This is a genomic window from Plantibacter elymi (nom. nud.), from assembly GCF_900177795.1.
In the GTDB taxonomy this organism is placed as follows: domain Bacteria; phylum Actinomycetota; class Actinomycetes; order Actinomycetales; family Microbacteriaceae; genus Plantibacter; species Plantibacter elymi.
This window is the reverse complement of sequence record NZ_FXWJ01000002.1, coordinates 35,937-61,912: the sequence shown is the minus strand read 5'-3', so window position 1 is coordinate 61,912 and position 25,976 is coordinate 35,937. Positions and strand designations below refer to the sequence as shown.

General features: G+C 68.5%; 24 protein-coding genes. 2 read left to right on the top strand and 22 right to left on the bottom strand.

From position 1 onward, the window contains the following. Positions 1 to 5: 5 nt before the first annotated feature. The 18 genes from CCK91_RS05225 to CCK91_RS05140 form a co-directional block, all read right to left on the bottom strand. Positions 6 to 647: a DivIVA domain-containing protein gene (locus tag CCK91_RS05225; RefSeq protein WP_086473222.1), complete on the bottom strand. Its 642-nt coding sequence runs from the start codon at positions 645 to 647 to the stop codon at positions 6 to 8. Between the two features lie 174 nt (positions 648 to 821). Next, on the bottom strand, positions 822 to 1,118 hold the full coding sequence (locus CCK91_RS05220) for a YggT family protein (protein ID WP_064296991.1): 297 nt from the start codon (positions 1,116 to 1,118) through the stop codon (positions 822 to 824). 7 nt (positions 1,119 to 1,125) lie between these two features. Beyond that, the gene (locus CCK91_RS05215) at positions 1,126 to 1,641 is read right to left on the bottom strand and encodes a cell division protein SepF (protein ID WP_064296992.1); all 516 of its coding nucleotides are present in this window, start codon (positions 1,639 to 1,641) and stop codon (positions 1,126 to 1,128) included. 44 nt (positions 1,642 to 1,685) lie between these two features. Further along, positions 1,686 to 2,399 (bottom strand): YggS family pyridoxal phosphate-dependent enzyme, encoded by a 714-nt coding sequence (locus CCK91_RS05210; RefSeq protein ID WP_242664396.1) that lies wholly within the window; start codon positions 2,397 to 2,399, stop codon positions 1,686 to 1,688. Further along, on the bottom strand, positions 2,399 to 3,655 hold the full coding sequence (gene ftsZ / locus CCK91_RS05205; RefSeq protein ID WP_086473221.1) for a cell division protein FtsZ: 1,257 nt from the start codon (positions 3,653 to 3,655) through the stop codon (positions 2,399 to 2,401). The genes CCK91_RS05210 and ftsZ overlap by 1 nt, the downstream gene beginning before the upstream one ends. Positions 3,656 to 3,814: 159 nt before the next feature. Next, entirely contained in the window at positions 3,815 to 4,915 is a 1,101-nt protein-coding gene (locus CCK91_RS05200) for an FtsQ-type POTRA domain-containing protein (RefSeq protein WP_086473220.1), read from the bottom strand. Between the two features lie 10 nt (positions 4,916 to 4,925). Next, a complete protein-coding gene (murC, locus tag CCK91_RS05195) occupies positions 4,926 to 6,338 on the bottom strand; it encodes a UDP-N-acetylmuramate--L-alanine ligase (protein WP_086473219.1) in 1,413 nt (470 codons plus the stop codon). 27 nt (positions 6,339 to 6,365) lie between these two features. Continuing rightward, positions 6,366 to 7,463 carry a UDP-N-acetylglucosamine--N-acetylmuramyl-(pentapeptide) pyrophosphoryl-undecaprenol N-acetylglucosamine transferase gene (locus CCK91_RS05190; protein ID WP_086473218.1) on the bottom strand — a complete coding sequence of 366 codons (1,098 nt, stop codon included), beginning with the start codon at positions 7,461 to 7,463 and terminating at the stop codon, positions 6,366 to 6,368. After that, entirely contained in the window at positions 7,460 to 8,764 is a 1,305-nt protein-coding gene (gene ftsW / locus CCK91_RS05185) for a putative lipid II flippase FtsW (protein ID WP_086473217.1), read from the bottom strand. Before ftsW ends, CCK91_RS05190 begins: the two co-directional genes overlap by 4 nt. Next, the gene (gene murD / locus CCK91_RS05180; RefSeq protein WP_086473216.1) at positions 8,742 to 10,253 is read right to left on the bottom strand and encodes a UDP-N-acetylmuramoyl-L-alanine--D-glutamate ligase; all 1,512 of its coding nucleotides are present in this window, start codon (positions 10,251 to 10,253) and stop codon (positions 8,742 to 8,744) included. Before murD ends, ftsW begins: the two co-directional genes overlap by 23 nt. Next, positions 10,250 to 11,347 (bottom strand): phospho-N-acetylmuramoyl-pentapeptide-transferase, encoded by a 1,098-nt coding sequence (gene mraY / locus CCK91_RS05175; RefSeq protein ID WP_086473215.1) that lies wholly within the window; start codon positions 11,345 to 11,347, stop codon positions 10,250 to 10,252. Before mraY ends, murD begins: the two co-directional genes overlap by 4 nt. After that, positions 11,344 to 12,750 (bottom strand): UDP-N-acetylmuramoyl-tripeptide--D-alanyl-D-alanine ligase, encoded by a 1,407-nt coding sequence (locus CCK91_RS05170; RefSeq protein ID WP_086473763.1) that lies wholly within the window; start codon positions 12,748 to 12,750, stop codon positions 11,344 to 11,346. Before CCK91_RS05170 ends, mraY begins: the two co-directional genes overlap by 4 nt. Next, entirely contained in the window at positions 12,750 to 14,294 is a 1,545-nt protein-coding gene (locus CCK91_RS05165; protein ID WP_242664395.1) for a Mur ligase family protein, read from the bottom strand. Before CCK91_RS05165 ends, CCK91_RS05170 begins: the two co-directional genes overlap by 1 nt. A gap of 26 nt (positions 14,295 to 14,320) precedes the next feature. Continuing rightward, a complete protein-coding gene (locus CCK91_RS05160) occupies positions 14,321 to 16,093 on the bottom strand; it encodes a peptidoglycan D,D-transpeptidase FtsI family protein (RefSeq protein ID WP_086473213.1) in 1,773 nt (590 codons plus the stop codon). Positions 16,094 to 16,166: 73 nt separating this feature from the next. Beyond that, positions 16,167 to 16,760, bottom strand: a complete 594-nt coding sequence (locus CCK91_RS05155) for a hypothetical protein (protein WP_086473212.1) — start codon at positions 16,758 to 16,760, stop codon at positions 16,167 to 16,169. After that, a complete protein-coding gene (gene rsmH, locus CCK91_RS05150) occupies positions 16,757 to 17,710 on the bottom strand; it encodes a 16S rRNA (cytosine(1402)-N(4))-methyltransferase RsmH (protein ID WP_086473211.1) in 954 nt (317 codons plus the stop codon). Before rsmH ends, CCK91_RS05155 begins: the two co-directional genes overlap by 4 nt. 139 nt (positions 17,711 to 17,849) lie before the next feature. Continuing rightward, a complete protein-coding gene (mraZ, locus tag CCK91_RS05145) occupies positions 17,850 to 18,281 on the bottom strand; it encodes a division/cell wall cluster transcriptional repressor MraZ (RefSeq protein ID WP_064297003.1) in 432 nt (143 codons plus the stop codon). 314 nt (positions 18,282 to 18,595) lie between these two features. Then, on the bottom strand, positions 18,596 to 18,970 hold the full coding sequence (locus CCK91_RS05140; RefSeq protein WP_079002572.1) for a DUF3040 domain-containing protein: 375 nt from the start codon (positions 18,968 to 18,970) through the stop codon (positions 18,596 to 18,598). A 75-nt stretch (positions 18,971 to 19,045) separates the two neighbouring features. On the opposite strand from CCK91_RS05140, the gene CCK91_RS05135 reads away from it, so the two are divergent. Further along, positions 19,046 to 20,146: a polyprenyl synthetase family protein gene (locus tag CCK91_RS05135; RefSeq protein ID WP_064297005.1), complete on the top strand. Its 1,101-nt coding sequence runs from the start codon at positions 19,046 to 19,048 to the stop codon at positions 20,144 to 20,146. A 25-nt stretch (positions 20,147 to 20,171) separates the two neighbouring features. Here the strand turns inward: CCK91_RS05135 and CCK91_RS05130 are convergent, their stop codons facing one another. After that, positions 20,172 to 20,513, bottom strand: coding sequence for an Rv2175c family DNA-binding protein (locus CCK91_RS05130; RefSeq protein WP_086473210.1), 342 nt, complete (start codon positions 20,511 to 20,513; stop codon positions 20,172 to 20,174). A 130-nt stretch (positions 20,514 to 20,643) separates the two neighbouring features. Between CCK91_RS05130 and pknB the strand changes: the two genes are divergently transcribed. Beyond that, complete coding sequence (gene pknB, locus CCK91_RS05125; RefSeq protein WP_242664394.1) at positions 20,644 to 22,590, top strand: Stk1 family PASTA domain-containing Ser/Thr kinase; 1,947 nt, start codon at positions 20,644 to 20,646, stop codon at positions 22,588 to 22,590. A gap of 87 nt (positions 22,591 to 22,677) precedes the next feature. On the opposite strand, the gene CCK91_RS05120 is transcribed toward pknB, so the two are convergent. The 3 genes from CCK91_RS05120 to CCK91_RS05110 form a co-directional block, all read right to left on the bottom strand. After that, on the bottom strand, positions 22,678 to 24,024 hold the full coding sequence (locus tag CCK91_RS05120) for a class II 3-deoxy-7-phosphoheptulonate synthase (protein ID WP_056005400.1): 1,347 nt from the start codon (positions 24,022 to 24,024) through the stop codon (positions 22,678 to 22,680). Between the two features lie 119 nt (positions 24,025 to 24,143). Beyond that, complete coding sequence (locus tag CCK91_RS05115; protein ID WP_086473208.1) at positions 24,144 to 24,827, bottom strand: lysophospholipid acyltransferase family protein; 684 nt, start codon at positions 24,825 to 24,827, stop codon at positions 24,144 to 24,146. A gap of 26 nt (positions 24,828 to 24,853) precedes the next feature. After that, the gene (locus CCK91_RS05110) at positions 24,854 to 25,807 is read right to left on the bottom strand and encodes an ROK family glucokinase (RefSeq protein ID WP_085510971.1); all 954 of its coding nucleotides are present in this window, start codon (positions 25,805 to 25,807) and stop codon (positions 24,854 to 24,856) included. Positions 25,808 to 25,976 lie beyond the last annotated feature (169 nt).

Genomic DNA, 25,976 nt, shown 5'->3' with positions numbered 1-25,976 from the left:
CTGCGCTAGACCGCTGCGCTGTCGGCGGTGACGCCGGACTTCGCATCGGGTGCGGAGCTCGACGACGAGGCGTCGAGGTCCTTCAGCTGACCCTCGATGTAGCCGCGGAGCTGCGAGCGGTACTCACGCTCGAAGTTGCGCAGCTCGTCGATCTTGTGCTCCAGCACGGAGCGCTCCTGCTCGAGGATCTGCATCTGTGCGCGCTGCTTGGCCTCGGCTTCGGCGACGACGCGTGCCGCGGTCGCGTGGCCTTCGGCAATGAGTGCGTCGCGACGCTGAGCGCCCTCTGCGACGTGCTCGTCGTGCAGGCGGCGGGCCAGCTGCAGGAGGTTGTTGGAGCTCTCGGCCGTGTTGTCGGTCGGCTCGGCGGCAGGAGCCGCGGCGGGTGCGACGACCGGAGCCGGTGCGGGAGCAGGCTCAGCCTTTGCGAGAGCGGCGGGAGCGGAGGAGCCGCCCTTCTGCAGCTCGGCGACCTTGGCCTCGGCCGCGGTTAGCTTCTGCTGGACCTCGTCCTTCTCCTGGATGAGGCGACGCAGTTCGACGACCACCTCATCGAGGAAGTCGTCTACCTCGTCCTGGTCGTAGCCTTCGCGGAACTTGGTCTGCTGAAACCGCTTCTGGACCACGTCTTCGGGAGTGAGCGCCATAGCGAACCACCTTCACTGTCGAATCGAAAATCTGTGTACAACGCCCCCACGCTAGCAAAGTCTGACCCAGTGGGTGAGACATGTTGTCAGCGTCGGAGCTTCCCGTCAGGTGACGGGCGTTCTATCGTAGCCGCACAATCGTCGTGATCCCTGCGCGGAAACCGACGTCGGCGGCTACAAGAGCTGGACGAGCGTCATCGCGATGATGCAACACAGCATCGTCAGCGTCCAACCGAAGTCGAGCGCGACGGGACCGACCGCGACGCGCGGCAGGACACGGCGGAAGAACCGGATCGGCGGGTCGGTGACCGTGAAACTGAGCTCGGCGAGGACCAGGCCGACGCCCGACGGTCGCCACTGCGGGCGGAGTACCCGTGCCAGGTCGAGGATGAACCGCGCCCAGAGGACGAAGAAGTACAGGAGCAGCGCGAGGTAGAGGATCGTGCCGATCACGGAGATGAGAGAAGCCACCCCTCGATTATGACTGAGCGAAGAAGGTCGCCTCGGTCGCTTCCGGTGCACCCTGCCCGTTGTCGCCGGAAACGGCGACGTGCTCGGGCGAAAGCAGGAAGACCTTGCTCGTCACCCGCTCGATCTTCCCGTAGAGGCCCTGCGAGAGGCCACTGGCGAAGTCGATGAGGCGTCGGGCGTCGCCGTCGCTCATCTGGGAGAGGTTGATGATGACCGGGACACCGTCGCGGAAACTCTCGGCGATGATCTGAGCGTCGCGGTACTGCTTGGGGTGCACCGTGAGGATCTCGTTGAGGTCGGAGCTCGGGGCGACCGGCTGACGGACCGGGACCGGCTTGCGCAGCGGGGTCACGGGAGCGGCCTTCTCGACGCGCTCGACCCGCTCTGCGCGCTCGGGACGCTCTGCCCGGCGAGGCTCGGCCTGCTGCGTGGGCTCGGCCTGGGCAGCGTGCTGCTGCTCGTACTCGAGATCATCGTCGGCGAGCCCGAGGTACACCATGGTCTTCTTCAGTGGGTTCGACATCGTTTCCTCCGTGATCTGCGGTCCTTGCACCTTCGAGATTAACGTCACACCGGGCGATTCCCGGTGATTGCCGTGCCGATGCGTAGGTGTGTCGCGCCCGCCTCGATCGCCTCGACGTAGTCGTGGCTCATCCCGATCGACAGTCCATCGGCCTGCGGAGCGAGGGATCGCACCCGCGCAGACGCATCGACGACCCGCGCGAACGCGGCGGCCGGTGGTTCGTCGAGCGGGGCGACGGCCATGACGCCTCGCAGGAGGATACCGTCAGCCTCCAGCGCCTCCGTGGCGAGCGCTTCGAGCGCCGCATCGCCGACCACACCGCCGCGACCCGGGTCGTCGGTCAGGTTCACCTGGAGGAACACCTCGAGGAGTCGGTCAGGTGACGAGAGAGCGCGCAGGAGCTCGGGTCGGTCCACCGAGTGCACGGCGTCGACGTATCGACGCACCTGCTTGGCCTTGTTCGTCTGCAACTGGCCGATGAAGTGCCACCGCAACCCGAGCGCCGCAGCCGCCTCGGCCTTGTCGTGGGCCTCCGGGTGCCGGCTCTCCCCGACGTCGGTGACACCGGCCGCCGCGAGCTGCTGCACGAGCGCGACCGGATGGAACTTCGTCACGACGATGAGTGTCGGCTCGTCGGCTCGCCCGGCTGCACGGGCAGCGTCTGCGACGCGGCCGCGGATCGTGGTGAGGCGATCGAGCAGAGCCGGATCGGGCTCCGAAGAGCCCGATCCGGCCGGGGTGATCGTGTCGCCGCCCACTACTTCAGGAAGTCGGGGATGTCCAGCTCACCCTCGTCGTCGAACGAAGGGTCGACGACGGCGGTCTCGACGACTGCCTCGGGCTGACGGTGCGTCGCACCGGAGAAGGGTGAGGACGCGTTCTGCCTGGAGCCCCAGTCGCCACCGGGGGCGACCTGCGCCGCAGCAGGTGCCGAGCGGTGCTCGGACGACTCGGAGACCGTGTTGGCCGAGGTGCTGATGGGAGCGCTGGGCGCCTCGTCCGAGGTGCTCATGACGCCGCCCGAGATGACCGCGTCGGCCGGCGAGGCCGCCGTCCTGGTGAGAGGCTCGCCGCCGTCGAATCCGGCGGCGATGACCGTCACGCGCACCTCGTCGCCCAGCGTGTCGTCGACGACCGCACCGAAGATGATGTTCGCCTCGGGGTGCACGGCCTCCTGGACGAGCTTGGCGGCGTCGTTGATCTCGAAGATGCCGAGGTTCGAGCCACCCTGGATGGACAGCAGGACACCGTGGGCGCCCTCGATGCTCGCTTCGAGGAGCGGGGAGGCGACGGCGAGTTCGGCCGCCTTGATGGCGCGATCCGCCCCACGCGAGGAGCCGATACCCATCAGGGCGGAGCCGGCTCCCTGCATGACCGACTTGACGTCGGCGAAGTCGAGGTTGATGAGGCCGGGGGTGGTGATGAGGTCGGTGATCCCCTGGACACCGGCGAGGAGCACCTGGTCGGCGGTCGCGAACGCCTCGAGCATGCTGATGCCGCGGTCGCTGATCTCCAGCAGGCGGTCGTTCGGCACGACGATGAGGGTGTCGACCTCCTCCTTCAGACGGGCGACGCCGAGCTCGGCCTGCGCCTGACGGCGCCGACCCTCGAAGCCGAACGGCTTCGTGACGACACCGATGGTCAGCGCACCGATCGACTTCGCGATCCGCGCCACGACGGGTGCGCCACCGGTTCCGGTACCGCCACCCTCACCGGCGGTGACGAACACCATGTCGGCGCCGGCGATGGCCTCTTCGATCTCCTCGGCGTGATCCTCCGCCGCGCGGCGTCCGACCTCGGGGTCGGCGCCGGCGCCGAGGCCGCGGGTGATCTCGCGGCCGACGTCGAGCTTGACGTCGGCATCGCTCATCAGCAGCGCTTGCGCATCCGTGTTGATGGCGATGAATTCCACGCCTCGGAGGCCGAGCTCGATCATGCGGTTGACCGCGTTCACGCCGCCGCCGCCGATACCGACGACCTTGATGACGGCGAGGTAGTTCTGGTTTGTAGTCACTTCAGGCCTCCGTGAGAACTCTCAACCTCTAGTTAAGGTTTAAAGTTATGCTGCGTATGCATTTTCTGTCCTGAGCACGACGTTAGGGCCCAGTCCCGACCGTGTCGGGACGCTTCCGGGCGTGTCGGCACATCGACGGGAATATCCCGGCGTGCTTCCTCAGCGGACGATCGCGGCGGACGGCGACGACACGTCGTACTGGTTCACCTGGGAGGGATCGGTGGCCGCCATCGTCTTGGCGAGGATCACTGCTTTCACGGCTGAGTCCTCGGCACTCCCCCACACGACCTCGGCGGGCGAGTCCACGAGCGTGAGGGTGACGTCGTCCGCGGTCGACGCCGAGACCGACGCCACGCGGGCGCGGAGATCCGTCGGGAGCGCCCGGATCACCGCGGCCGCGGCGACGAAACCCTTGGAGGTCGGGCCGCCGGTGACCATGAGCGTCGGATACCCGGCGATCGGCTGGTCGCTGCGCTCGATCGTGACCCCAGCGGCGTCGACAAGGGTGTACACCGACCCTGATTGCAGCACACCCACCGGCTCGCGTTCGACGATCCGCACGACGAGCGTGCTCGGGGGCTGCGATTCGAGGGAGTAGCTCTCGATGAGCGGGTACCCGACGAGTACCGCCTTGACGGCGCCCGGGTCGACCAGTGCGAGTGGGCGACCCAGCTGGTCGCTGAGCGCCTCGGTGATCTCGGCCTGGTTCACCCGGCTCGCACCGACGACCTCGATGGACCGGACGGCCAGCAGCGGCGAATAGGCTCCGGCGAGCGAGACGACGATCAGGACGCCGAGGATCGCGGCCGCGATCACCCAGGGACGGTGGCGACCGCGCTTGCGGGCCGTGAACCGACGGATCTCCTGACGTTCGTGACGACGTCGCAGCTTGGCTGCCTCACGCGGGGTGAGGAACGCCTCATCCTCCGGTTCGTCCGGATGTTCAAGGGTCGCCGTCGCCGTCGCCGCGGCGGAGGACGTCGCCGCCGGTTTCGCACCGACCTTCGACGATCGTGCCGGCGTCGATGAGGCCGACGCCGACTTCGGCTTGGCCTTCGAGCCCGACGGCTGGGAGGGTGCGCCGGCGCCCGGTCGCTTCGGTCGGAGCCGCGCGGCGTCCAGCTCGATGACGTCCGTCTCCTGCTCGGCGACGGGCTCAGCGGTCACGCCGGTGCGGTCGACCGGCGTGGACGCAGCCGACCGTGTCTGACGCTCGGGGCGCGGACCGGCCGCGGGGTCGAAGCCGTCCGGGCGCTTCACCGGACGCCCATCAGACGGACTCGCGACCGGCGATGGCCTCGAGGAGCTGCGGCACGATCCGGTAGACGTCGCCGCATCCGAGTGTGATGACGAAGTCGCCGGGTCGCACGACCGTCGCCGTGTAGTCCGCGGCGCGCTGCCAGTCGTCGATGTACGCGACGCGGTCCGCGTCGGAGAACCGGGTCGACACCGTCGCACCGTTCACACCGGGCACGGGATCCTCGCGCGCGCCGTAGACCTCGAGTACGACCGTGTGGTCGGCGTACCGCTCGAGGGCGTCGGCGAACTCCTGGGCGAACAGGCGGGTCCGGCTGTACAGGTGCGGCTGGTGGACCGCGATGATGCGACCGTCGCCGACCACCGTGCGCGCTGCGGCGAGGGCGGCGGCCACCTCGGTGGGGTGGTGCGCGTAGTCGTCGTAGACGCTCACACCGTCGACGACACCGTGCAGTTCGAATCGACGCTGCGTCCCGCCGAAGGCGGTGATGCCCCGGAGCGCGTCCGCCGGGTCGAACCCGACACCGACGAGGACCGCGAAGGCGCCGGCCGCGTTGAGGGCGTTGTGGCGCCCGGGCACGCGGAGGGTGGCCGCATAGCTGGTGCCCTCGTAGCTGAGCTGGAACGAGACCGGACCGGTGGAGCCGACGTCGTGGAGTCGGACGTCCGCGTCGGCTGCCTCTCCGAAGGTCAGCACGCGCTTGCCGTCGGCGGCCGCGCGGAGCGCCGGGGTGATCCGGACCGCGCCGGCGTCGTCCGAGGAGATGACGACGAGTTCGCGAGCCTGCTCGGCGAAGGTCACGAACGCCTGCTCGAACGCTTCGAGCGAGCCGTAGTGGTCCAAGTGGTCGGGGTCGATGTTCGTGATGAGCGCGACGGCCGTGTCGTAGAGCAGGAACGAACCGTCGGACTCGTCCGCCTCGACGACGAACAGTTCTCCGGCGCCTCTGGCCGAGCTCAGCCCGAGGGACTCGATCACGCCACCGTTGACGAAGCTGGGGTCGGCGCCGAGTTCCAGGAGCGCCGTGATGATCATGCCGGTCGACGTGGTCTTCCCGTGGGCCCCCGCGACGGAGATGAGTCGCGTCCCGGAGGTCAGCCACGCGAGTGCCTGTGATCGGTGCAGGATCGTGAGCCCCCGTTCCTTCGCGAGCAGGTACTCGGGATTGTCAGCCCACAGCGCTCCGGTCACGACGAGGGTGTCCGCGTCGCCGACGTTCTGTGCATCGTGGCCGATGGCGACGGGGACGCCGAGCTCGCGCAGGGCGTCGATGTTCTTCGACTCGCGCACGTCGGAGCCGGTCACGCGCGATCCGGCGCTCACGAACAACCGTGCGATGCCGCTCATCCCGCTGCCGCCGATACCGACGAAGTGCACGACGCCGAGGTCGGCGGGGATCTCGACGGTGGGGTCTGGCTTGATCACGGTGTCACGCTTTCTGGGAAGACTGGATCACCGGCCGCGCACGCGCTGCACCGATGGTTGGAGCGCCTCATCGATGAGGGCGATGACGCGAGCCGTGCCGTCGGAGACACCGACGCTCTTGGATTGGGCCGCAAGGTCGTCGACCCGGTGCCGATCGCTCAGCAACGGGACGAGGTGCTCACGCACCCAGGCCGGCACGAACTGCGCGTCATCTACCATAACCGCTCCCCCGGCCCGCACGACGTCCGCGGCGTTGAAGCGCTGCTCGCCGTTACCGACCGGGTAGGGCACGTAGACGGCCGGGAGCCCGACCGCGCACAGTTCGCTGACCGTGGCGCTGCCCGCACGCGACACCGCGAAGTCGGCTGCAGCGATGGCGAGCTCCATCCTGGAGCAGTACTCGAGCAGGTGGTAGTGGTCGACACCCGGATCCGAGATCTCGCTCGTCGCACCCGTGATGTGGAGCACCTGCCAGCCGGCCGCGACGACGTCTTCGGCGCTCTGGCTCATCGTCGCGTTGATCCGTCTCGCGCCGAGCGAACCGCCGGTGACGAGCAGCAGCGGTCGGTCCGATACGAGGCCGAACTCGGCGAGGGCCGTCGGCCGGAGCGTCTCGCGGTCCAGCTCCTCGATCTCTCGACGCAGCGGCATGCCGACGAAGCGTGCGTTGCGGATGGGCGTGTGGTGGAAGGCGACACCGACGTAGGGCGTGTACCTCGCGCCGAGCCGGTTTGCGAGGCCCGGACGCGCATTCGCCTCGTGGATGACCAGCGGGACGCCGGCGCGCCTGGCCGCCGTGTACGCCGGTGCGGCCGCGTAGCCGCCGAAACCGATCACGACGTCCACCCGGTGCTCGCGGATCATCGCGACCACGGCTGCGACCGTCCGGCGGAGGCGACCGGGGAAGCGGAGGGCATCGACGTTCGGCCGACGGGGGAAGGGCAGTTTGGGGATGGTGAGCAGTTCGTAGCCGCGTTCCGGGACGAGTCGCGCCTCGAGGCCCTCCGCCGTGCCGACGACGAGGATCGTCGCTTCAGGGTCTCTGGCGCGGAGCCCGTCGGCCACCGCCAGCAGCGGGTTGACGTGGCCGGCGGTGCCGCCGCCGGCGAGGAGGTAGGTGGTCATCGGGTGGCTCCGGAGGATTGGGGACGTCGAGCGGGCGACCGACGGGACTGCTGGGACGCGGGGCGCCCCCGCTCCCGGGCGAACGACAGGACGATCCCGATCGCGACGAGGGTGGTGAGCAGCGCCGTGCCGCCCGAGGACAAGAGTGGTAACGGCACACCGAGCACCGGGAGGACTCCGAGGACGACGCCGATGTTCACGAGCGCCTGGCCGATGATCCAGGCCATGATGGCGCCGGTGGTGATCCGGACGAAGGAGTCGTCGCTGGTGCGGATCACCCGGATGAACATGACGGCGAGGAAGACGAACAGCCCGAGGACGAGGACGGCGCCGATGAGGCCCAGCTCCTCGCCGATCGCCGCGAAGATGAAGTCGTTCGAGATCGCCGGCAGCCACCCGTACTTCGCGCGCGAGTTGCCGAGACCGACTCCCCAGAGCCCGCCGTTCGCCAGCGCCCACGTGCCGTGGGTCGACTGCCAGTCGGCGTTCTCGTAGTCGCCCTTGCCGTCGCCGAAGAACGCCATGATGCGCTGCATGCGGTTGGCGCTCGTGACGGCCATGATGAGGAACAGCACGGCCCCAGCGACCACCGGGATCGCGATGTAGCGCAGTCGCACTCCGGCGAAGTACAGCGCCGAGAACACGATGAGGGCCATGATCACGACGGTACCGAGGTCGCCACCGAGCAGGACGAGGCCGATGGAGAGACCGGCGAAGGGGATGACCGGGATCAGGGCGTGCTTCCACTCGAGGAGACGCGGTTGCTTGACCGTCAGGACGAGCCCGAGCCACACGACCAGCGCGAGCTTGACGGCCTCCGAGGGCTGCGCGGTGAAGCCGCCGATCTCGATCCAGTTGCGGTTGCCACCGATCTCGTAGCCGAGCGGGGTGAAGACGAGCAGTTGCAGGCCCATGGCGACCAGGAGGAACACCCACGCCCACTTCTTCCAGAACCGTGCCGGGAAGCGGCTCACGATGAGCATGAGCGGAACACCGATCATCGCGAACGTCGCCTGGCGCCAGAACAGCCCGAAGTACCCGTCGCCGGCCTCGTAGGACTCGACGGAGGACGAGGACAGCACCATGACGAGCCCGAGTCCGACGAGGAACAGGGTGACACCCAGCAGGAGGAAGTAGTTCTTCGACTCCGGACGCAGCACCTTGCCCAGCGAGATCCGAGCACTCGACATGCCTCTCGGCGACGTCGGCGCGTCGGGTGTCCCGCTGCCTGAGGCGACCGTCGTCATCCGGGACGACGACGACCGCACGCGGCGCGGGTCAGCGCGAGGCGGATCGATCATCCGCCTCACCTCCCAGCTCTGCTTCGACGGCGGCCTGGAACAGGCGACCACGGTGTCCGTAGTCCGTGAACTGGTCCATCGAGGCGGCTGCAGGAGCGAGGAGCACGGTGTCCCCTGCCTGCGCGACCTCGGCGGCCCGGCGAACGGCCTCCGGCATGACGTGTTCAGTCTCCGCTGCGTCGACCTCGATGACGGTCAGCGTCGGCGCGTGTCGCGCGAATGCCGCGAGGACCTCCGAGCGGTCGGTGCCGATCACGACGGCTGCGCGCAGGTGGTCGGCGTGCCGCTCCACCAGATGATCGATCGAGACGCCCTTCAACAGGCCGCCGACGATCCACACCACCGAGCGGTAGGCGGCCAGCGATGCGTCGGCGGCGTGCGGATTGGTGGCCTTCGAGTCGTCGATCCAGTCCACCTCGAGGCTCCGCGCGACGAGCTGGATCCGGTGCGCGTCGAGGCCGAACGACAGCAGGGTGTCGCGCACCGCCTCGACCGTGATGCCGGCCGCCCGGGCGAGTGCCGCTGCCGCCAGGATGTTGGCGACGATGTGCGGAGCGGCGAGCCCGCGCTGGGCGAGCGCTTCGACCGTCGTGATCTCGAGGGCGCTCGTCCGACGGTCGTCGAGGAACGCGCGGTCGACCAGGATGCCGTCCACGACGCCGAAGTCGCTCGGTCCGGGGACGTCGAGTCCGAACCCGACGGCTCGCGCGCCGTCGACGACCTCCGCCTCCTCGACCATCGACATCGTCGCCGAGTCCGCACGGTTGTAGACGCACGCGACCTTCGTGTTCTCGTACACCACGGCCTTCGCCGCTCGGTACGCCTCGGCGGAACCGTGCCAGTCGAGGTGGTCGTCGGCGAGGTTCAGGCAGACGCTGGCGAGCGGTGAGACGATGCTCCGACCGCCCTGCAGGCCGAGGGTGTGCAACTGGTAACTCGAGAGCTCGACGACGAAGAAGTCGAAGCCCTGCGGATCACGGACGGCGTCCAGGACCGGGACGCCGATGTTGCCGCAGGGCGCCGCGCGGAAGCCCGCCTCGACGAGCATCGACGCCGTCAGCTGAACGGTCGTGGTCTTCCCGTTCGTGCCGGTGACGCAGATCCACTCGGCCGGGGTGCCGACCTTGTCTCGGACCCGCCAGGCGAGCTCGATGTCGCCCCAGACGGCGACCCCGGCCGCCTGCGCCCACGTGACGACGGGGTGATCGGGGTGGAATCCGGGTGAGACGACGACGAGCTCCGGAGCGAAGTCGACGAGCTCGGCCGGCACGGTCGACAGATCCCGCTGGATGAGCCGCGCACCGATGACGCCGACGAGTTCGGCGCGTTCGTCCGCGGCCTCGCCTGCCAGGACCAGTACCTCCGAGCCGAGCTCGGTGAGGGTGTCGGCGACGGAGAACCCGGTCATCCCGAGCCCCAGGACGGCGACCCGGAGTCCGCGCCAGTCGGCGTGCCAACTGCGGAGGCCGTCGAGGCGCTCAGCGCTCATCGGCTCAACCACTCGAGGTAGAAGGAACCCACGCCCGCTGCAACGAGCAGACCACCGATGATCCAGAAGCGGACGACGACGGTCACCTCGGCCCAACCCTTGAGCTCGAAGTGATGGTGGATGGGGCTCATCAGGAAGATGCGCTTGCCGTGGGTCACTTTGAAGTAGGCGCGCTGCACGATGACCGAACCGGCCTCGATGACGAAGAGACCACCGACGAGCACCAGGAGGAGCTCGGTCTTGCTGAGGATGGCCAGGGCCGCGAGCGCTCCACCGAGCGCCAACGAACCGCTGTCACCCATGAAGATCTGCGCCGGCGAGGTGTTCCACCAGAGGAACCCGATGAGCGCACCCACGATCGCCGCGGCGACCACGGCGAGGTCGAGCGGATCCCTGACGTCGTAACACTTGTAGGCCACGTCGGAGGCGAGCGAGGAGCTGAAGCACGACTGGTTGAACTGCCAGAACCCGATGATGATGTACGAGCCGATCGCGAGGATCGAGGCGCCGGTGGCGAGCCCGTCGAGCCCGTCGGTGACGTTCACGCCGTTCGACGTCGCGGCCACGATCACCGAGGTCCAGAGGATGTACAGCAGGATGCCGATCACCGGGATGCCGATCGCCATGAAGTTGATCGGGATGTCGCGGATGATCGAGATGTTGGTCGACGCCGGGGTGAACCCCTCGGTGTTCGGGAAGTTGATCGCGAGGACGGCGAACACCGTCGCGACGATGAGCTGTCCGGCGACCTTCGCCCACCCGCCGAGGCCGAGGCTCTGCTTCTTCCGCACCTTCAGGAAGTCGTCGATGAACCCGACGATACCGAGACCGACCATCATCAACAGGACCAGGAGCGCCGAGACGCCGACCTGCTCCTGGAAGATCAGATAGCTCGCGAAGAAGCCGACGAGGGTGCCGACGATGATGATGACGCCACCCATCGTCGCGGTCCCGCGCTTCGTGTGGTGACTCTGTGGGCCGTCGTCGCGGATGAACTGGCCCCAGGCCAGCTTGCGGAACGCTCTGATGAAGAGCGGGGTCAGGAAGAGGGAGAACGCCAGCGAGATCGCTCCCGCAGCCAACAGGACTCTCATGCGTACAACTCCCCCAGTCGATCGCCCAGCAACCGGAGTCCGGCCGCGTTGGACGATTTCACGAGCACGGTGTCGCCCGGGGCGATCTCCGCGCTCAAGTACGCGAACGCCTCGTCCGCGGTCGCGAAGTACACCGACTCGCCATCCCACGACCCCTCGTTGATCGCCGTGATGTGCATACGACGGGCTTCGGGGCCGACCACGACGAGGCGGCCGATGCCGAGCCGGACGACCTGGAGACCGATCCGGTCGTGTTCCTCACCCGCCCAGTCGCCCAGTTCGCTCATCGCGCCGAGGACCGCGATGGTCCGGCCGCGTTCAGCACCGATCTGGGCGAGGGTCCGGATGGCGGCCGACATCGAATCGGGGCTCGCGTTGTAGGCGTCGTTGATGATGGACACGTCGTCGCGTCCGCCGAGGGGCTCCATCCGCCAGCGCTCCGCCCGGCTCACGCTCTCCAGGGCGTCGACGATGAGGTCGATCTTCACACCGAGCTCGTGGGCGGCTGCGGCCGCGGCGAGGGCATTCATGACGTGGTGCTCGCCGAGCACCTTGAACCGGACGGGCGCAGAGGAACCGTCGGGCAGGTGCACGGTGAACGCGGTTCCGGACGCCGTCGCGACGATGTCGGTCGCTCGAACGGCGGCGCGGTCGTCGAGACCGAACCAGAGCACACGTGCCCGGGTGGCATCGGCCATACCGGCAACCCGTGGATCGTCGAGGTTGAGGACGGCGACGTCCTCCGGGAGCAGCTCGGACACCATCTCGGTCTTCGCCGTGACGGTCGCTTCGATCCCGCCGAACTCCCCCGCGTGGGCGAGTCCGACCTTCAGGACCACGCCGATGTCGGGCTTCGCCATCCGGATGAGTCGAGCGATCTCGCCGATGCCGCTGGCTCCCATCTCCGCGACGAGGAACCGCGTCTCGTTCGTCACGCGCAGCATGGTGATCGGCGCTCCGACCTCGTTGTTGAAGGAGGCTTTCGGGCTGACCGTCTCCCCGACGCGCTCGAGGACCGCGGCGAGGAGGTTCTTGGTCGTGGTCTTGCCGTTGGAGCCGGTGATGCCCACGATCCGGAGTCGTCCGAGCGCACGCACCCTCGTGATGACCTCGGTGGCGAGGGCGCCGAGCGCGGTCACCGAGTCGTCGACGACGATCTGCGGCACGGCGACGGCCAGTTCCCGCTCGACGATCAGCAGGGCGGCGCCGTTCGCGACCGCCGCATCGGCGAACAGATGTCCGTCGGTCTCCTCACCGGGCTTCGCGACGAAGATGTCGCCGGGCGTGATGAGTCGGGAGTCGGTGTCGGCGACGCCGGACACGACGAGACCGGGGTCCGCCGGACCGGGGATCAATCGGCCATCGGTCGCCGCAGCGATCTCGGTGAGGGTCAGGTCGATCATCAGAGCCACCCTGCCTCACGCAGCGCGTCGCGCGAGTCGTCGCGCGCCGAGTACGGGAGCTTCACACCGGCGACCTCGTGGTAGTCCTCGTGCCCCGGTCCTGCATAGAGGATGGTGTCACCCTGGCCGGCCAGCGCGAGCGCCGTGCGGAACGCGGTCGCCGGATCGGCGACCTCGTGCAATTCGCCGTCCGGCGCTGCTTCGCGGGCGGCCTCGAGGAGCACGCGCCGGATCGACGCAGGGTCCTCGCTCCGGGGATGGAAGTCGGTGACCACCACGACGTCGGCACCCCGGGCGGCGATCGCACCCATGTCGCGACGCTTCGTCGTGTCGCGGTCTCCGTCGGCACCGAACACCATGATCACGCGGCCCGGCGTGACGGCCCGGATGGCTGCGAGGGTGTTGAGGAACGCGTCGGGGCTGTGCCCGTAGTCGATGTACACGACCGGGCCACGGTCGCCACTGATCCGCTCGGCACGCCCGGGAATGTACGCGTCGATCCCACCGTCCCGCTCGAGGGCCTGGGCGATCATGTCGAACTCCACACCGGACTCGACGAGCATCACGATCGCGAGCGCGGCGTTCGCCGCCATGAACCAGCCGAGCAGCGGCACGCTCGTCACGAGCTCGCGGTCGCCGGGGCCGTCGAGTCGGAACGTCGTGGAACCGGCGGTCTCCTCGAGGATCGTCATGCGCCAGTCGGCGTCGACCTCCGGGCGGGTCGTCAGGGTCGTCACCGGGATCCGGCTCTGCTCGACGAGCCGGCCGCCCCACTCGGAGTCGATCGTGACGACGCCTCGTCGGGCGCGATCGGGTTCGAACAGCTCCCGCTTGGCCGCGAAGTACTCGTCGAAGTCGCCGTAGTCGTCGAAGTGGTCGTGACTGAGGTTGGTGAAGCCGACGACGTCGAAGACGATGCCGTCGACGCGGTGCCTGGTCAGTGCCTGGGCGGAGACCTCGATGGCGACCGCGCGCACCTCGGACTCGCGCATGCGCGCGAGCAGGGCGTGCAGCTCGCTGGCCTCCGGCGTGGTGAGGGAGCTCGTGACCGCGAGGTCGCCGATGCGCCGCTCCGCGGTCGAGCTCAGCCCGGAGACGATCCCGAGTTGCGCGAGCATGCCGCTCAGGAGGTAGACCACGCTCGTCTTGCCGTTGGTGCCGGTCACGCCGAACAGCGTCGGCGGCTCCTCGGCGGTGCGGTAGACCCAGGCGGCGAGGTGGCCGAGGGCGGCACGCGGCTCCGGCACGACGATGATCGGCAGGCCGGCCGCTGCGGCCAGGTCTCGTCCTGCGTCGTCGGTCAGCACGGCGACCGCGCCGCGTTCCTTCGCCTGCTCGGCGTATGCGGCGCCGTGGGCACGGACACCCGGCATGCCGATGTAGAGGTCACCGGGCTCGACGGCACCGGAGCTGAGACTGACACCACTGATCTCGACGCCGTCGGCAGAGCCGTGGAGGTCGAGGTCGAATTCGGTCACCAGCTGCGAGAGCGCCCGCTGCTGCGGATGTTCCGGCCTGAGGCTGATCGGGCCCTGATTGTTCACGCTGAGCCCATCCTTCATGAGGTCGTTCAAAAACTGAGCGGCAGATTCGGTGCCGGCTCCGTGGACGGCTGCACTCCCCTGCTCTTCAGCACCTGGGTGGTCACATCCCGGAAGATGGGAGCGACTGCAGCCGATGAATTCATCTTAACCGGGTCGGCCAGGTTCACCGAAACGACAAACTGTGGGGCCTCTGCGGGAGCGAAACCGGCCATCGAGACAAGGTAGCTCGAGCTGTAGCCGCCGTCGCCGTCGGGCTGCTGGGCCGTGCCGGTCTTCATCGCGACGCGGTAGCCGGGCACGTCGACGTTCTTCGCGACCCAGCTCTCCTGGTCGACCATCTCGAGCATGTCGCTGACCTGCTTCGCGGCATCGGCGGAGACGACCTGGGTACCGGTCGCATCGGGCACGTCGGTCACGGTGCCGTCGGCGTTCCGGCAACCCTCGACCAACTGGACGGGCATCCGGACTCCGCCGTTCGCGATCGTCTGGTACAGGCTGGCACCCTGGATGGCGGTCGTCGAGAACCCCTGGCCGAACATGGTCGCATAGTCGGTCTGGTTGTCCCAGTCCGCAGCATCCGCCATGAGGCCCCCGGACTCGCTCGGGAAGTTGACCTCGGTCTTCTGCAGTTGACCGAACTTCTGGAAGTAGGCGTAGCGGGTGTCGGCGCTCATCTTCTCGCCGAACTGCGAGATCCCGGTGTTGGACGACTGCACCATGACACCGGCCAGCGTGAGGTTCATGTCCTCGTGGAACTCGCTGTCGTTGATGTCCGCGCCGTTCGACGGCTTGTACCGGAACGGAGCGACCACCTGCGAGTTGGGGTTGGCGACGCCCTGGTCGATAAGTGCCGCGGCGGTCAGCGACTTGTACGTCGATCCGGGTTCGAACGGAGCGGCGAAGGCCCGTGAACCCCGGTCATCGGCCGGGGTCGCGCTGACGTTGCCCGGGTCGACGGACGGGTACTCGGCGACGGCGAGGAGTTTGCCGGTCTTGACCTCCATCACCGTGACGACACCCCAGCTCGCACCGACCGCTTCGGCCTGCGCGGCGAGGGACTGCTGCGCGAACCACTGGATGTCCTTGTCGAGCGTGAGTACGACGTCGCCGCCGTCCTTGGCCGGTTTGGTCACCGTGGTGCCGGGAAGCGGCAGGCCGCCGCTGCCCTTCTCGTACGTCGTGCGACCGTCCTCACCGGCGAGGCAGGAGTTCTCCATGAGCTCGACGCCCGCCTGGGCCTCGCCCTCCTCGCCGACGAATCCGACGATGTTGCCGGCGACGGCACCGTTCGGATACACGCGGAACGGGACCTCGCTGAAGGTCGTCCACGGGATCTCCAGCGCCTTGAGGGCTCGGAGCTGGTCGAGGTTCAGGTTCTTAGCGATGAGCGCGTAGAGCGAGTCCTTGTCCGCGGCGAGGGCGTCCGTGATGAGCGCGAGCACCTCAGGCCCGGGCTTGCCGACGATCGCGCCGATCTCATTGGTCGCCTGCTCGAGCGTGATGGTCTGCTCGGTTCCGTCGACATCGCGTTCGAACGGACCTGCATCCTTCGGCGAGACCTGCACCGTGTATCGCATGACCGCTTCCGCGAGCACCGAACCGTCTGAAGCGAGGATGCTGCCCCGAGTGGCCAGGATCGTGTCACCGGTCTCGGTCTTCTCGAGGGATTCGGCGCTCAAGGCACTCGCGCGGACCACCTGGATGTCGACCAGACGGAGCACGAAGAGGGTCATGACGATGGAGACCGCGACGATGGTGAACGCGAGGCGGCGGCGCGTGGTCTTCGTGTGTCTCACCATGATCCGCGTACCGCGTCCTCTCCTGACGTCGCACCTTCGAGGAGCGAGCCGTCCTCCACCGCGAGCCCTCCGGTCATCGTGTGGTCGGCGACGGCAGCCCGTCCTGCAACGGTACGGGCGGCGTGACCGCTTCCTGGCTCGACGCGCCGTCGGCAGCGGCCGCGTTCTTCCCGCCCACCAACGGAAGCGCCGCGGCCTGTGCGTTCGGCACGAGCGCGGCGTTGAAGATCGGGCTCGTGGTCGCCGACGCCGGCGTGGGCGTGCCCAGCACGGCGCCGTCGGAGAGTCGGAGGTAGGTCGGCAGCGAGTTGCCGACCATGCCGAGCGCCTGCGCGTTCACCGCGAGGTACTGCGGCGAGGCCAGGCGGTCGAGGTCCTCGGCCAACGCGGCCGAGGTGCGGCCGAGTTCGACCTGCTTCCCCTCGAGCTGCTGGATCTGGTACGCACCCTGGCTCAGCCCGACGCTGAGGAGCAACTGGCCGGCGACGATGGCGACGACCGCACCGACGACGATGACCGCGTACATCGGCCGCGGTCGGAGCTTCGAGCGCACCCCGGTCGTGACCGCACGGATGTGCTGCCGTTCTGGCGCCGTCCGGGTCGGCTGCGGCCGGGCGCGTCCGAGCCGTTCGGGCGCGAGATCGAGTGCTGCGGTCGCTCCGCTCATGCTGGCCTCCTCAGCCGTTCAGCCGCGCGGAGTCGCACGGGTTTCGCTCTGGGGTTCTCGTCGATCTCGGCCTCGGTGGCGAGTTCGGCACCCTTGACGAGGAGCTTCAGCTCCGCGCTGTGCTCCGGGAGTTCGACGGGCAGCCCCGCCGGTGTGGTCGACTTCGCCCGCGCCTGGAGCTCGCGCTTGACGATCCGGTCCTCGAGCGACTGGTAGGCCAGGAACACGATCCGACCTCCGACCCGCAGCAGGTCGAGCGCGCGGGGCACGGCGGCCTCGAGGACCGAGAGCTCCGCGTTGACCTCGATGCGCAGCGCCTGGAAGACCCGCTTGGCCGGGTGTCCGGTGCGACGTGCGGCCGCCGGAGTGGCCCGATCGATGAGCTCGACGAGCTGACCGGAACTCGTCAGGGGTCGCTGCTGGCGTTCCTCGACGATGCGGCGTGCGTAGCGCTGCGCCAGCTTCTCGTCGCCGTACTCCCAGAAGATCTTCCGAAGGGCGACCTCGTCGTAGGTGGCGAGGATCGTCTCGGCGGTCAACTCACTCGACGCGTCCATCCGCATGTCGAGGGGGGCGTCCTGCGAGTACGAGAATCCGCGTTCGGTCCGATCGAGTTGCAGCGAGGAGACGCCGAGGTCGAACAGGATCCCGTCCACCTGCGGGAAACCGAGCTCCTCGGCCGCCTCGTCGATGTCGTCGTAGACGGCTTTGACGAACCGGGCTCGCGACCCGAAGCGCGCGAGCCGCTCCTGAGCGATGTCCAGCGCGTCGAGGTCGCGGTCGAGCCCAATGAGGGTCAATTGCGGGAACCGCTCGAGCATGGCTTCGGCGTGGCCCGCCATGCCGAGCGTGGCGTCGATGAGGACCGCGCCCTCGTGGGACACGGCGGGGGCGAGCAACTCGATGCATCGCTCGAGCAGGACCGGGGTGTGGATGTCGTTGATGGCCATATGCGTATTCCGGACGGTCCCTGACCCCTGATCCCCATCCGTTCCGACCTGGCACCGGGGAAGTGTGTCAGGGCGGGCTCCGACCTGGCACCGGGGAAGTGTGTCAGGGCGGGACGGCTGGGAGTCAGGGGGCAGGGCACTAGAAGAGTCCGGGGATCACCTCCTCGGCGGTCTCGGAGAAGACGCTCTCCTGTTCGGCGAGGTAGGACTCCCATGCCTCGGCGTCCCAGATCTCCGCGCGGCTGCCGGCGCCGATGACCACGAGGTCGCGGCTGAGCCCGGCGTACTGGCGGAGGTTGGACGGAATGGTCACGCGGTGCTGCTTGTCGGGGGTCTCGGCGCTCGCTCCGGAGAGGAACACGCGCAGGTAGTCGCGAGCCTGCTTGCTGGTGACCGGAGCCTGGCGGATCTTCTCGTGGAGCGCCTCGAACTCCCGCGTACTGAAGACGTAGATGCAGTGCTCCTGGCCTCGAGTCATGACGACCCCGCCGGAGAGCTCATCGCGGAACTTCGCCGGCAGGATGATGCGGCCTTTTTCGTCGAGTTTGGGGGCGTGACTACCGAGGAACATACGCCCCCGCCCCCAATCGTTCTGGCCAACATCTTGGTTGGGCTCCACTTTACTCCACTTTGCACCACCATTGCAGCACATTCCTCCATATTGGACCACTTGCCCATGAAAAAACCCCGCAAAGTCAGGACTCTGCGGGGTGGAGGGAAATGGAGGGATATTGACGCACCCGGGACGGTCAGGGAGGGCCCGAAACGACGAAACGGGGCCGATCCGAAGATCGGCCCCGTTTGGAGTCGTGGTGCGGCGGCGCCGCGAGGGAGGGAAGTGGAGTCAGGTGGCCGGCCGCGGAGCGACCTGGAGGCCGGGTCTCGCTACTGCTCGTCGCCCGACTGGCGCTTGTCCCAGCGATCGTTGAAGCGGTCCATCAGACGCGAGGACTTCTGGCCGGCGGGAGCCGCCTGACGAGGACGCGGCTGTTCGAGTGGAGCCCGGGTCGGTTTCGTCGCCACGAGCACGCCCGTGAGCATGATCGCGAACCCGAGCAGACCGACGATGGGCTGCTGGATCACGACTCCGAGCACGAGGCCGATCGCCCCGACCACCGCGATGAGGGAGCCGAGCGCGATTCCGCGGTAACTCGGTTTGCCCGCGCCAGCGCTGACCTTGGAGACGAAATCGGCATCGCTGCGGTAGAGGTGGCGTTCCATCTCATCGAGGAGCCGTTGCTCCTGCTCTGAAAGTGGCATCTGATTCCCCTCAAGGTCACACGACGCGACGTTGTTGATCGAGTCTAGCCACCGAAGCATGACTAGGCTAGGTGCGTGATCGAAAGCAATGAACTCGCCACCCTGGTGGGCCGCGGGCTCTCCGACTTTCTCTCCTCGCGAAGCTCCATTGTCGCGCAGATCGGCCCGGAGCTCTCCCCGTTCCTCGACTTCTCCCGGGAATTTCTCAGCGGTGGGAAGCGGTTCCGTGCACAGTTCTGCTTCCGGGGCTGGCAGGCCGTCTCGACCGGGAGGCACGCCAGTGGTCAAGGTGGCCTCGAGACCGTCATCGCGACCTGTGGAGCACTCGAGCTGTTCCACGCCGCAGCGCTCGTCCACGACGACATCATCGACAACTCCGACACCCGCCGGGGCGCACCGTCGGCACACGTCTCCTTCGCGGAGTTGCACCGTCGCAGCCGATGGGACGGCGACCCGACCACCTTCGGCACCGGAGCCGCCACGCTCCTCGGCGACCTGCTCCTCGGGTGGAGCGACGAACTCCTCGACGACGGGCTCGACCAGCTCGACGACCGCACCGCCGCTCGCGCAGCGCGGGCCGAGTTCAACCGCATGCGGACCGAGGTCACGGCCGGCCAGTACCTCGACATCCTCGAGGAACGGGCCTGGCGCGACGCCGCCGACGACGAACAGCGTCGCCGCGCCGAGCGCGTCCTGATCTTCAAATCGGCCAAGTACAGCATCGAGTCCCCGCTCGCGCTCGGGGCACTCCTCGGCGGCGGGAACGAGCAGCAGCTCGCGTCGCTCCGTGGGTACGGCCTCCCCCTCGGCATCGCCTTCCAGCTGCGCGACGACCTCCTCGGCGTCTACGGCGATCCCGCCGTCACCGGCAAGCCGAGCGGCGACGATCTCCGCGAGGGGAAGCGCACCATCCTCATCGCGCTCACGAGGGAGGCACTCCAGCCGGGCGCGCGTGCCATCCTCGACGAGCTGCTCGGGGATCCCGAACTCGACGACGACCAGATCGGCCTGCTCCAGGCGACCATCCGCGACAGCGGAGCCGTCGACCAGGTGGAGAAGCTCATCCAAGACCACGTCGCACGGGCGCTCTCCGCGCTGGGTGAGGCTCCGATCAACGACGACGCCCGGGCCCACCTGCGCGGCCTCGCGGTCGCGGTCGCACGCCGCGAGACCTGAGCCGTCCACTCGGACGGCGCGGGGATCAGGCGAGCGCCTGAGCCACCCGGCGCACCTCGGAACGACGTCCCTCGCGGAGGGCTTCGATCGGCGAGGTCCCGATCGCGTCGTCGTCCTCGAGCATCCAGACCATCGCCGCCTCGTCGTCGAAGCCGTTGTCGGACAGCAGCGTGAGCGTGCCGCGCAGATTGTGCACCGGCCCGCCGTCCGCGATGAACGACGACGGCACCTGCAGCACACCGTCACGTCGGACGGCGAGGAGGTCGCGCTCCTCGAGGTACTGGCGGATACGGCGGATCGGCAGCCCGAGTTCGGTCGCCAGATCGGGAAGGGTGAACCACACGAGTTCGGAATTCTGCTCAGTCACGCACAGCAGTCTGCCACGACCTCGCTCCGCTCGGCGCCGTCGGATCGCGTTCGGGTAACGATCCAGGCACCTCGCCGCCCTCCCGGGGTGTTGACAGCTCTTCGCGCTCGACGTTCCATACACTCGACTGGTGAGTAGCAACCAGCAGACCGATCCGATGATCGGCCGTCTCCTCGACGGGAGATATCAGGTGCGCTCACGCATCGCCCGGGGCGGCATGGCGACGGTCTACCTCGCCACCGACCTCCGGCTCGAGCGGCGCGTCGCGATCAAGGTCATGCACGGGCACCTCTCGGACGACACGACGTTCAAGAACCGCTTCATCCAGGAGGCGCGCTCCGCCGCCCGACTCGCGAACCCGCACGTCGTCAGCGTGTTCGACCAGGGCCAGGACTCCGACATGGCGTACCTCGTCATGGAGCACCTGCCGGGGATCACCCTCCGCGACCTCATCCGCGACAACGGCACGCTGACCCCGCGGCAGGCTGCCGACATCCTCGACGCCGTGCTGTCCGGTCTCGCCGCCGCACACCGCGCCGGCATCGTCCACCGCGACGTCAAGCCGGAGAACGTCCTCCTCGCCGACGACGGACGCATCAAGATCGGCGACTTCGGACTCGCGAGAGCCGCGAGCGCGAACACGGCCACCGGTCAGGCACTCCTCGGGACGATCGCCTACCTCTCCCCCGAACTCGTCACCCGTGGACAGGCCGACGCCCGGAGCGACATCTACGCGCTCGGGATCATGCTCTACGAGATGCTCACCGGTGAGCAGCCGTACAAGGGCGAGCAGCCGATGCAGATCGCCTACCAGCACGCCAACGAGTCGGTCCCCGCACCGAGCGCCAAGAACCCTGCCGTCCCGAAGGAACTCGACGACCTCGTCTTCTGGGCCACCGAGCGCGAACCGGACGATCGTCCGTCGAACGCCGGCGAGATGCTCGAGCGCCTGCGGTCCATCGAGTCCAGTCTCGGGTTCACCTCGGTCGCCACCGGGGCGCAGCCCACGATCGTCATGCCGGCCTCGTACTCGAGCGAACATGCCGACGACGTCACCCAGGTCATCGGCCGCAACACCAAACCGCAGCAGGTCCCGGTGCGCGCCGACGCGACGGACGGTCCGGGCAAGCTCGCCACGAAGGCCCGCAAGCGCAGCCGCGTCGGCGTCGCGCTGTTCACGATCGTCCTCATGCTCGCCGCGCTCGCCGGCGGGACCGGATGGTACTTCGGCCAGGGCCCCGGCTCGCTCGTCGAGGTCCCGAACGTCGCCGACGGGAGTTTCGACCAGGCATCCGCCAAACTCGTGGAGCTGGGCTTCGTGCCCGTCGAAGGCGCGACGTTCAGCCTCACCGTGCCGGCCGGCACGGTCGCCGGCAGTGATCCGCCGTCCGGCTCGAAGATCGACAAGGGCAGCCCCGTCACGATCCTCGTCTCCCAGGGCCCGCAGCCGGTGGACATCCCGGTCCTCGCCGGGCTCGCACAATCCGACGCCGAACAGCAGCTGGACGCGCTCGGCGTCGCGGTCGGCACCGTGAACCAGCAGTTCGACCCGAGCATCGCGAAGGACATCGTGCTCGCGGCGACCGACGCGACCTCCGGCGCCGACTACAGCCAGGGTGGGCCGTCCTTCCAGGGCTCCACGGTGACGTTGCTCGTCTCGGCCGGACAGGTGCCCTCGGTCTCAGGGATGACGCCGGACCAGGCGCGCGACGCCCTCGAATCCGTCGGGCTCGGCGTGGGTGCCTCGGATGAGGCGTTCGACGACACGATCCCCGCGGGGCAGGTCATCGGCATCCAGGCCAAGACCGATGCCGATGGGAACGAGACGGCGTTCATCCCGGGCGACGACGTCACGCTGATCGTGTCGAAGGGCGTCGAGTTGGTAGCCGTGCCCGACACCACGGGCCAGACGATCAATCAAGCCATCAAGGCACTGCAGGACGCTGGATTCACCGTCGGCGACATCGCCGTGCAGGAGGCCTTCCGCGACATCTTCAAGGTGAAGAAGACCGATCCCCCGGCGGGTAAGTCCGTCAAGAAGGGCTCGACCGTCAACATCACCGACTTCGGTCTGTAGCCACGGCGAAGCGCGATCCACCCTCGCAGCTGCCACACGACGAAGCGCCCATGCCGGACCCGGCACGGGCGCTTCGTCGTGTGAGACCTACTTCGCGGCGGCGAGCTCCTCCGCCACGAGGAAGGCGAGCTCGAGCGACTGCATGTGGTTGAGGCGCGGATCGCACAGTGACTCGTACCGCGTCGCCAGGGTCGCCTCGTCGATCTGCTCGGAGCCGCCCAGGCACTCGGTGACGTCGTCGCCGGTGAGCTCGACGTGGATGCCACCGGGGTGCGTCCCTGCGGCACGGTGGGCTTCGAAGAACCCCTTGACCTCGTCCACGACGTCGTCGAAGCGACGCGTCTTGTAGCCGGTGGGCGTCGTGAGTCCGTTGCCGTGCATCGGATCGGTGACCCAGAGCGGCGTCGCGTCGGCACCCTTGATCGCCTCGAGCAGCGGAGGCAGGGCGTCCCTGATCTTGCCCGCACCCATCCGGGTGATGAACGTCAGGCGCCCGGGCTCGCGCTCGGGGTCGAGCTTGTCGATGAGACGCAGCATGTCGTCGGCCGAGGTGGTGGGGCCGAGCTTCACGCCGATCGGGTTGCGCACGCGCGACAGGAAGTCGACGTGCGCGCCGTCGAGCTCGCGGGTCCGCTCACCGATCCACACGAAGTGGGCCGAGGTGTTGTAGGGCGTCCCGGTCCGCGAGTCGATCCGCGTCATCGGTCGCTCGTAGTCCATGAGCAGCGCCTCGTGGCTCGAGTAGAACTCGACACCGCGCAGCTGGTCGAAGTCGGCTCCGGCCGCCTCCATGAACTTGATCGCACGATCGATGTCGCGGGCCAGTCCCTCGTACCGGTGGTTCACCGGGTTGGCGGCGAACCCCTTGTTCCAGCTGTGGACCTCGCGGAGGTCGGCGAACCCGCCCTGGGTGAAGGCCCGGATGAGGTTCAGCGTCGATGCGGAGGTGTGGTACCCCTTGACGAGCCGGGCGGGGTCGGCCGTGCGCGACTCCGGGGTGAAGTCGTAGCCGTTGACGATGTCGCCGCGGTAGGCGGGCAGGGTGACGTCGCCCCGCGTCTCGGAGTCGTTAGAGCGCGGCTTGGCGAACTGCCCGGCCATCCGGCCCATCTTGACGACCGGCATCGACGCACCGTACGTGAGCACGACGGCCATCTGCAGGACCGTCTTCACGCGGTTGCGGATCTGCTCGGCCGTCGCACCGGCGAAGGTCTCGGCGCAGTCGCCGCCCTGGAGCAGGAACGCATTGCCGCTCGCCGCCCGGGCCAACCGGTCGCGCAGGATGTCGACCTCGCCGGCGAAGACCAGCGGAGGGAGGGTCGCGAGTTCGGCGGAGGCACGCGCCACCGCGGCCTGGTCCGGCCATGACGGCTGCTGCTTGATCGGCAGCTCACGCCAATAGTCCAGTCCGGCGATCACCGAGGGTTCGGCCATGACGACTGGTTCTGTAGCGTGGGACACGGATTTCCTGTTTCTCTTCGACCGGACGCGCTCCGGAGCCCGCCCGGAAGGGGGAACGGACCGCGATCGCGGCCCGGTTTTTCAGCTTAGCGTCACGCCGACGCGGCGCGCTCCTTGACGCTCGTGGCGTAGACGTCGCGATAGTCCTGGCCCGAGAGCTTGCGGAGCTCGACCATCAACTCGTCCGTGACGCTGCGGAGGATGAAGCGGTCCCCCTCCATGCCCTCGAACCGCGTGAAGTCGAGCGGTTTGCCGATGACGATCCCGATCCGACGGATCCGGGGCAGCTTCGTGCCGATGGGCATGACCTTCTCGGTGTCGATCATCGCGACGGGGACGATGGGGACCCCGGCCTCGAGCACCATCCGCGCGACGCCGGTGCGGCCGCGGTACATCGTCCCGTCTGGACTGCGGGTGCCCTCCGGGTAGATCCCGAGCAGGTGACCGCCGCCGAGGACCGCGAGTCCGGTGTTGAGCGAGGCCTCGGAGGCCTTGCCTCCCGACCGGTCGATCGGGAGCTGCCCCGTGCCGAGCATGAAGGTCTTCGTGGCCCAGCCGCCGAAACCCTTGCCGCGGAAGTACTCGCTCTTGGCCAGGAAGGAGATCCGCCGATCGACGCACAGCGGGAGGATCACCGAGTCGATGAAGGACAGGTGGTTGCTGGCGATGATCGCGCCGCCGTGCTTCGGGATGTTCTCGGCGCCGATCACCCACGGCCGGAAGATCGACTTCAGGATCGGGCCGGCGACCAGGTACTTCATGAACCAGTAGAACATCGTGCTCCTCCGTCTTGCCGTCGTCGTCAGCCGAGGACGAGGGCGCTCCTGGCGAGATCGCCGGCGCCGATGACACCGGCGTCGTTCACGAGCTGCGCGATGCTGAAGGACGGCTCCGGGTGGAACCCGCGCGCCGGGAGGTGCGTCAGGAACGCCTCACGAACGGGGTCCAGGAGGAGGTCGCCGGCCTGGGCGACGCCGCCGCCGATCACGAAGATGTTGGGGTCGAGGATGGCCGACATGCTCGCGAGGGCCTGCCCCAGCAGATCGGCGAGCTCATTGAGGCACCGGAGGGCGCCGGGATCACCGGACTCGAGCAGGGCGGAGACGTGGTGTCCGTTCAGCAGCCCGCCGGCCGCGGCCCGGGCTCGGGCGAGGGCGGCACCGTCGCCACCGGCGTCCGCTGCCTCGTTCGCGAGTCGGAGCAACGCGTTCCCCGAGCAGTACTGCTCGACGCAGCCACGCGCGCCGCAGCCGCAGGGCAGACCGTCCGGGATGAGACGCATGTGTCCCAGTTCCGCACCGCTGCCGAAGCCACCGGTGAGGAGCCGGTCGTCGAGGACGATCGCTCCGCCGACACCCGTGCCGATCGTCACCATGACCATGCTGCGTTCCTCACGCCCCGCACCGAACCGGAACTCGGCCCAACCCGCGGCGTTCGCGTCGTTCTCGATCGTCACGACCTTGTCGGGCAACCGCGCGGCAAGCCGGGCCTGCAGGGGCTCGTTCCGCCAGGCGATGTTCGGCGAGTAGTAGACGGTCGAGCGGGTGGCGTCGAAGAACCCCGGGGCTGCGACGCCGACGCTCGAGATGCTGCCGTCGTCCAAGGACCGGACCATGGCGACGACGTCCTCGATGATGGCGTCGGGATCGGAGGCCTGCGTCGGCGTGCGTCCGGCCGCGAGGATCCGGCCGTCGTCGTCGACGACCCCGCCCGCGATCTTCGTCCCGCCGATGTCGATGCCGATCGCGTTTGCCATAACGGTGCCGTCTCCCTGTCCTGATGTCGCCGATACCGGCAGCGGCGTGCGGCCGGGCCCAGTCGGGTCGGTCGCCCGCGCGCCGCAGTCGAGTCTACTGAGCGTCTGCGCGCCACAGAAACCGCGCAAACACCCGTGCCCTAGGATGGAGCAACATCTTGCCGACCTG

Bases quoted from the DNA above. Each gene is read 5' to 3' on its own strand.
- murD (WP_086473216.1), bottom strand. From the start codon at position 10,253: ATGAGCGCTGAGCGCCTCGACGGCCTCCGCAGTTGGCACGCCGACTGG.
- CCK91_RS05110 (WP_085510971.1), bottom strand. From the start codon at position 25,807: ATGGCAAACGCGATCGGCATCGACATCGGCGGGACGAAGATCGCGGGC.
- rsmH (WP_086473211.1), bottom strand. From the start codon at position 17,710: ATGGCCATCAACGACATCCACACCCCGGTCCTGCTCGAGCGATGCATC.
- CCK91_RS05160 (WP_086473213.1), bottom strand. From the start codon at position 16,093: ATGGTGAGACACACGAAGACCACGCGCCGCCGCCTCGCGTTCACCATC.
- CCK91_RS05190 (WP_086473218.1), bottom strand. From the start codon at position 7,463: ATGACCACCTACCTCCTCGCCGGCGGCGGCACCGCCGGCCACGTCAAC.
- ftsW (WP_086473217.1), bottom strand. From the start codon at position 8,764: ATGATCGATCCGCCTCGCGCTGACCCGCGCCGCGTGCGGTCGTCGTCG.
- CCK91_RS05115 (WP_086473208.1), bottom strand. From the start codon at position 24,827: ATGTTCTACTGGTTCATGAAGTACCTGGTCGCCGGCCCGATCCTGAAG.
- CCK91_RS05215 (WP_064296992.1), bottom strand. From the start codon at position 1,641: ATGTCGAACCCACTGAAGAAGACCATGGTGTACCTCGGGCTCGCCGAC.
- CCK91_RS05155 (WP_086473212.1), bottom strand. From the start codon at position 16,760: ATGAGCGGAGCGACCGCAGCACTCGATCTCGCGCCCGAACGGCTCGGA.
- CCK91_RS05120 (WP_056005400.1), bottom strand. From the start codon at position 24,024: ATGGCCGAACCCTCGGTGATCGCCGGACTGGACTATTGGCGTGAGCTG.
- mraZ (WP_064297003.1), bottom strand. From the start codon at position 18,281: ATGTTCCTCGGTAGTCACGCCCCCAAACTCGACGAAAAAGGCCGCATC.
- CCK91_RS05225 (WP_086473222.1), bottom strand. From the start codon at position 647: ATGGCGCTCACTCCCGAAGACGTGGTCCAGAAGCGGTTTCAGCAGACC.
- mraY (WP_086473215.1), bottom strand. From the start codon at position 11,347: ATGAGAGTCCTGTTGGCTGCGGGAGCGATCTCGCTGGCGTTCTCCCTC.
- CCK91_RS05170 (WP_086473763.1), bottom strand. From the start codon at position 12,750: ATGATCGACCTGACCCTCACCGAGATCGCTGCGGCGACCGATGGCCGA.
- CCK91_RS05140 (WP_079002572.1), bottom strand. From the start codon at position 18,970: ATGCCACTTTCAGAGCAGGAGCAACGGCTCCTCGATGAGATGGAACGC.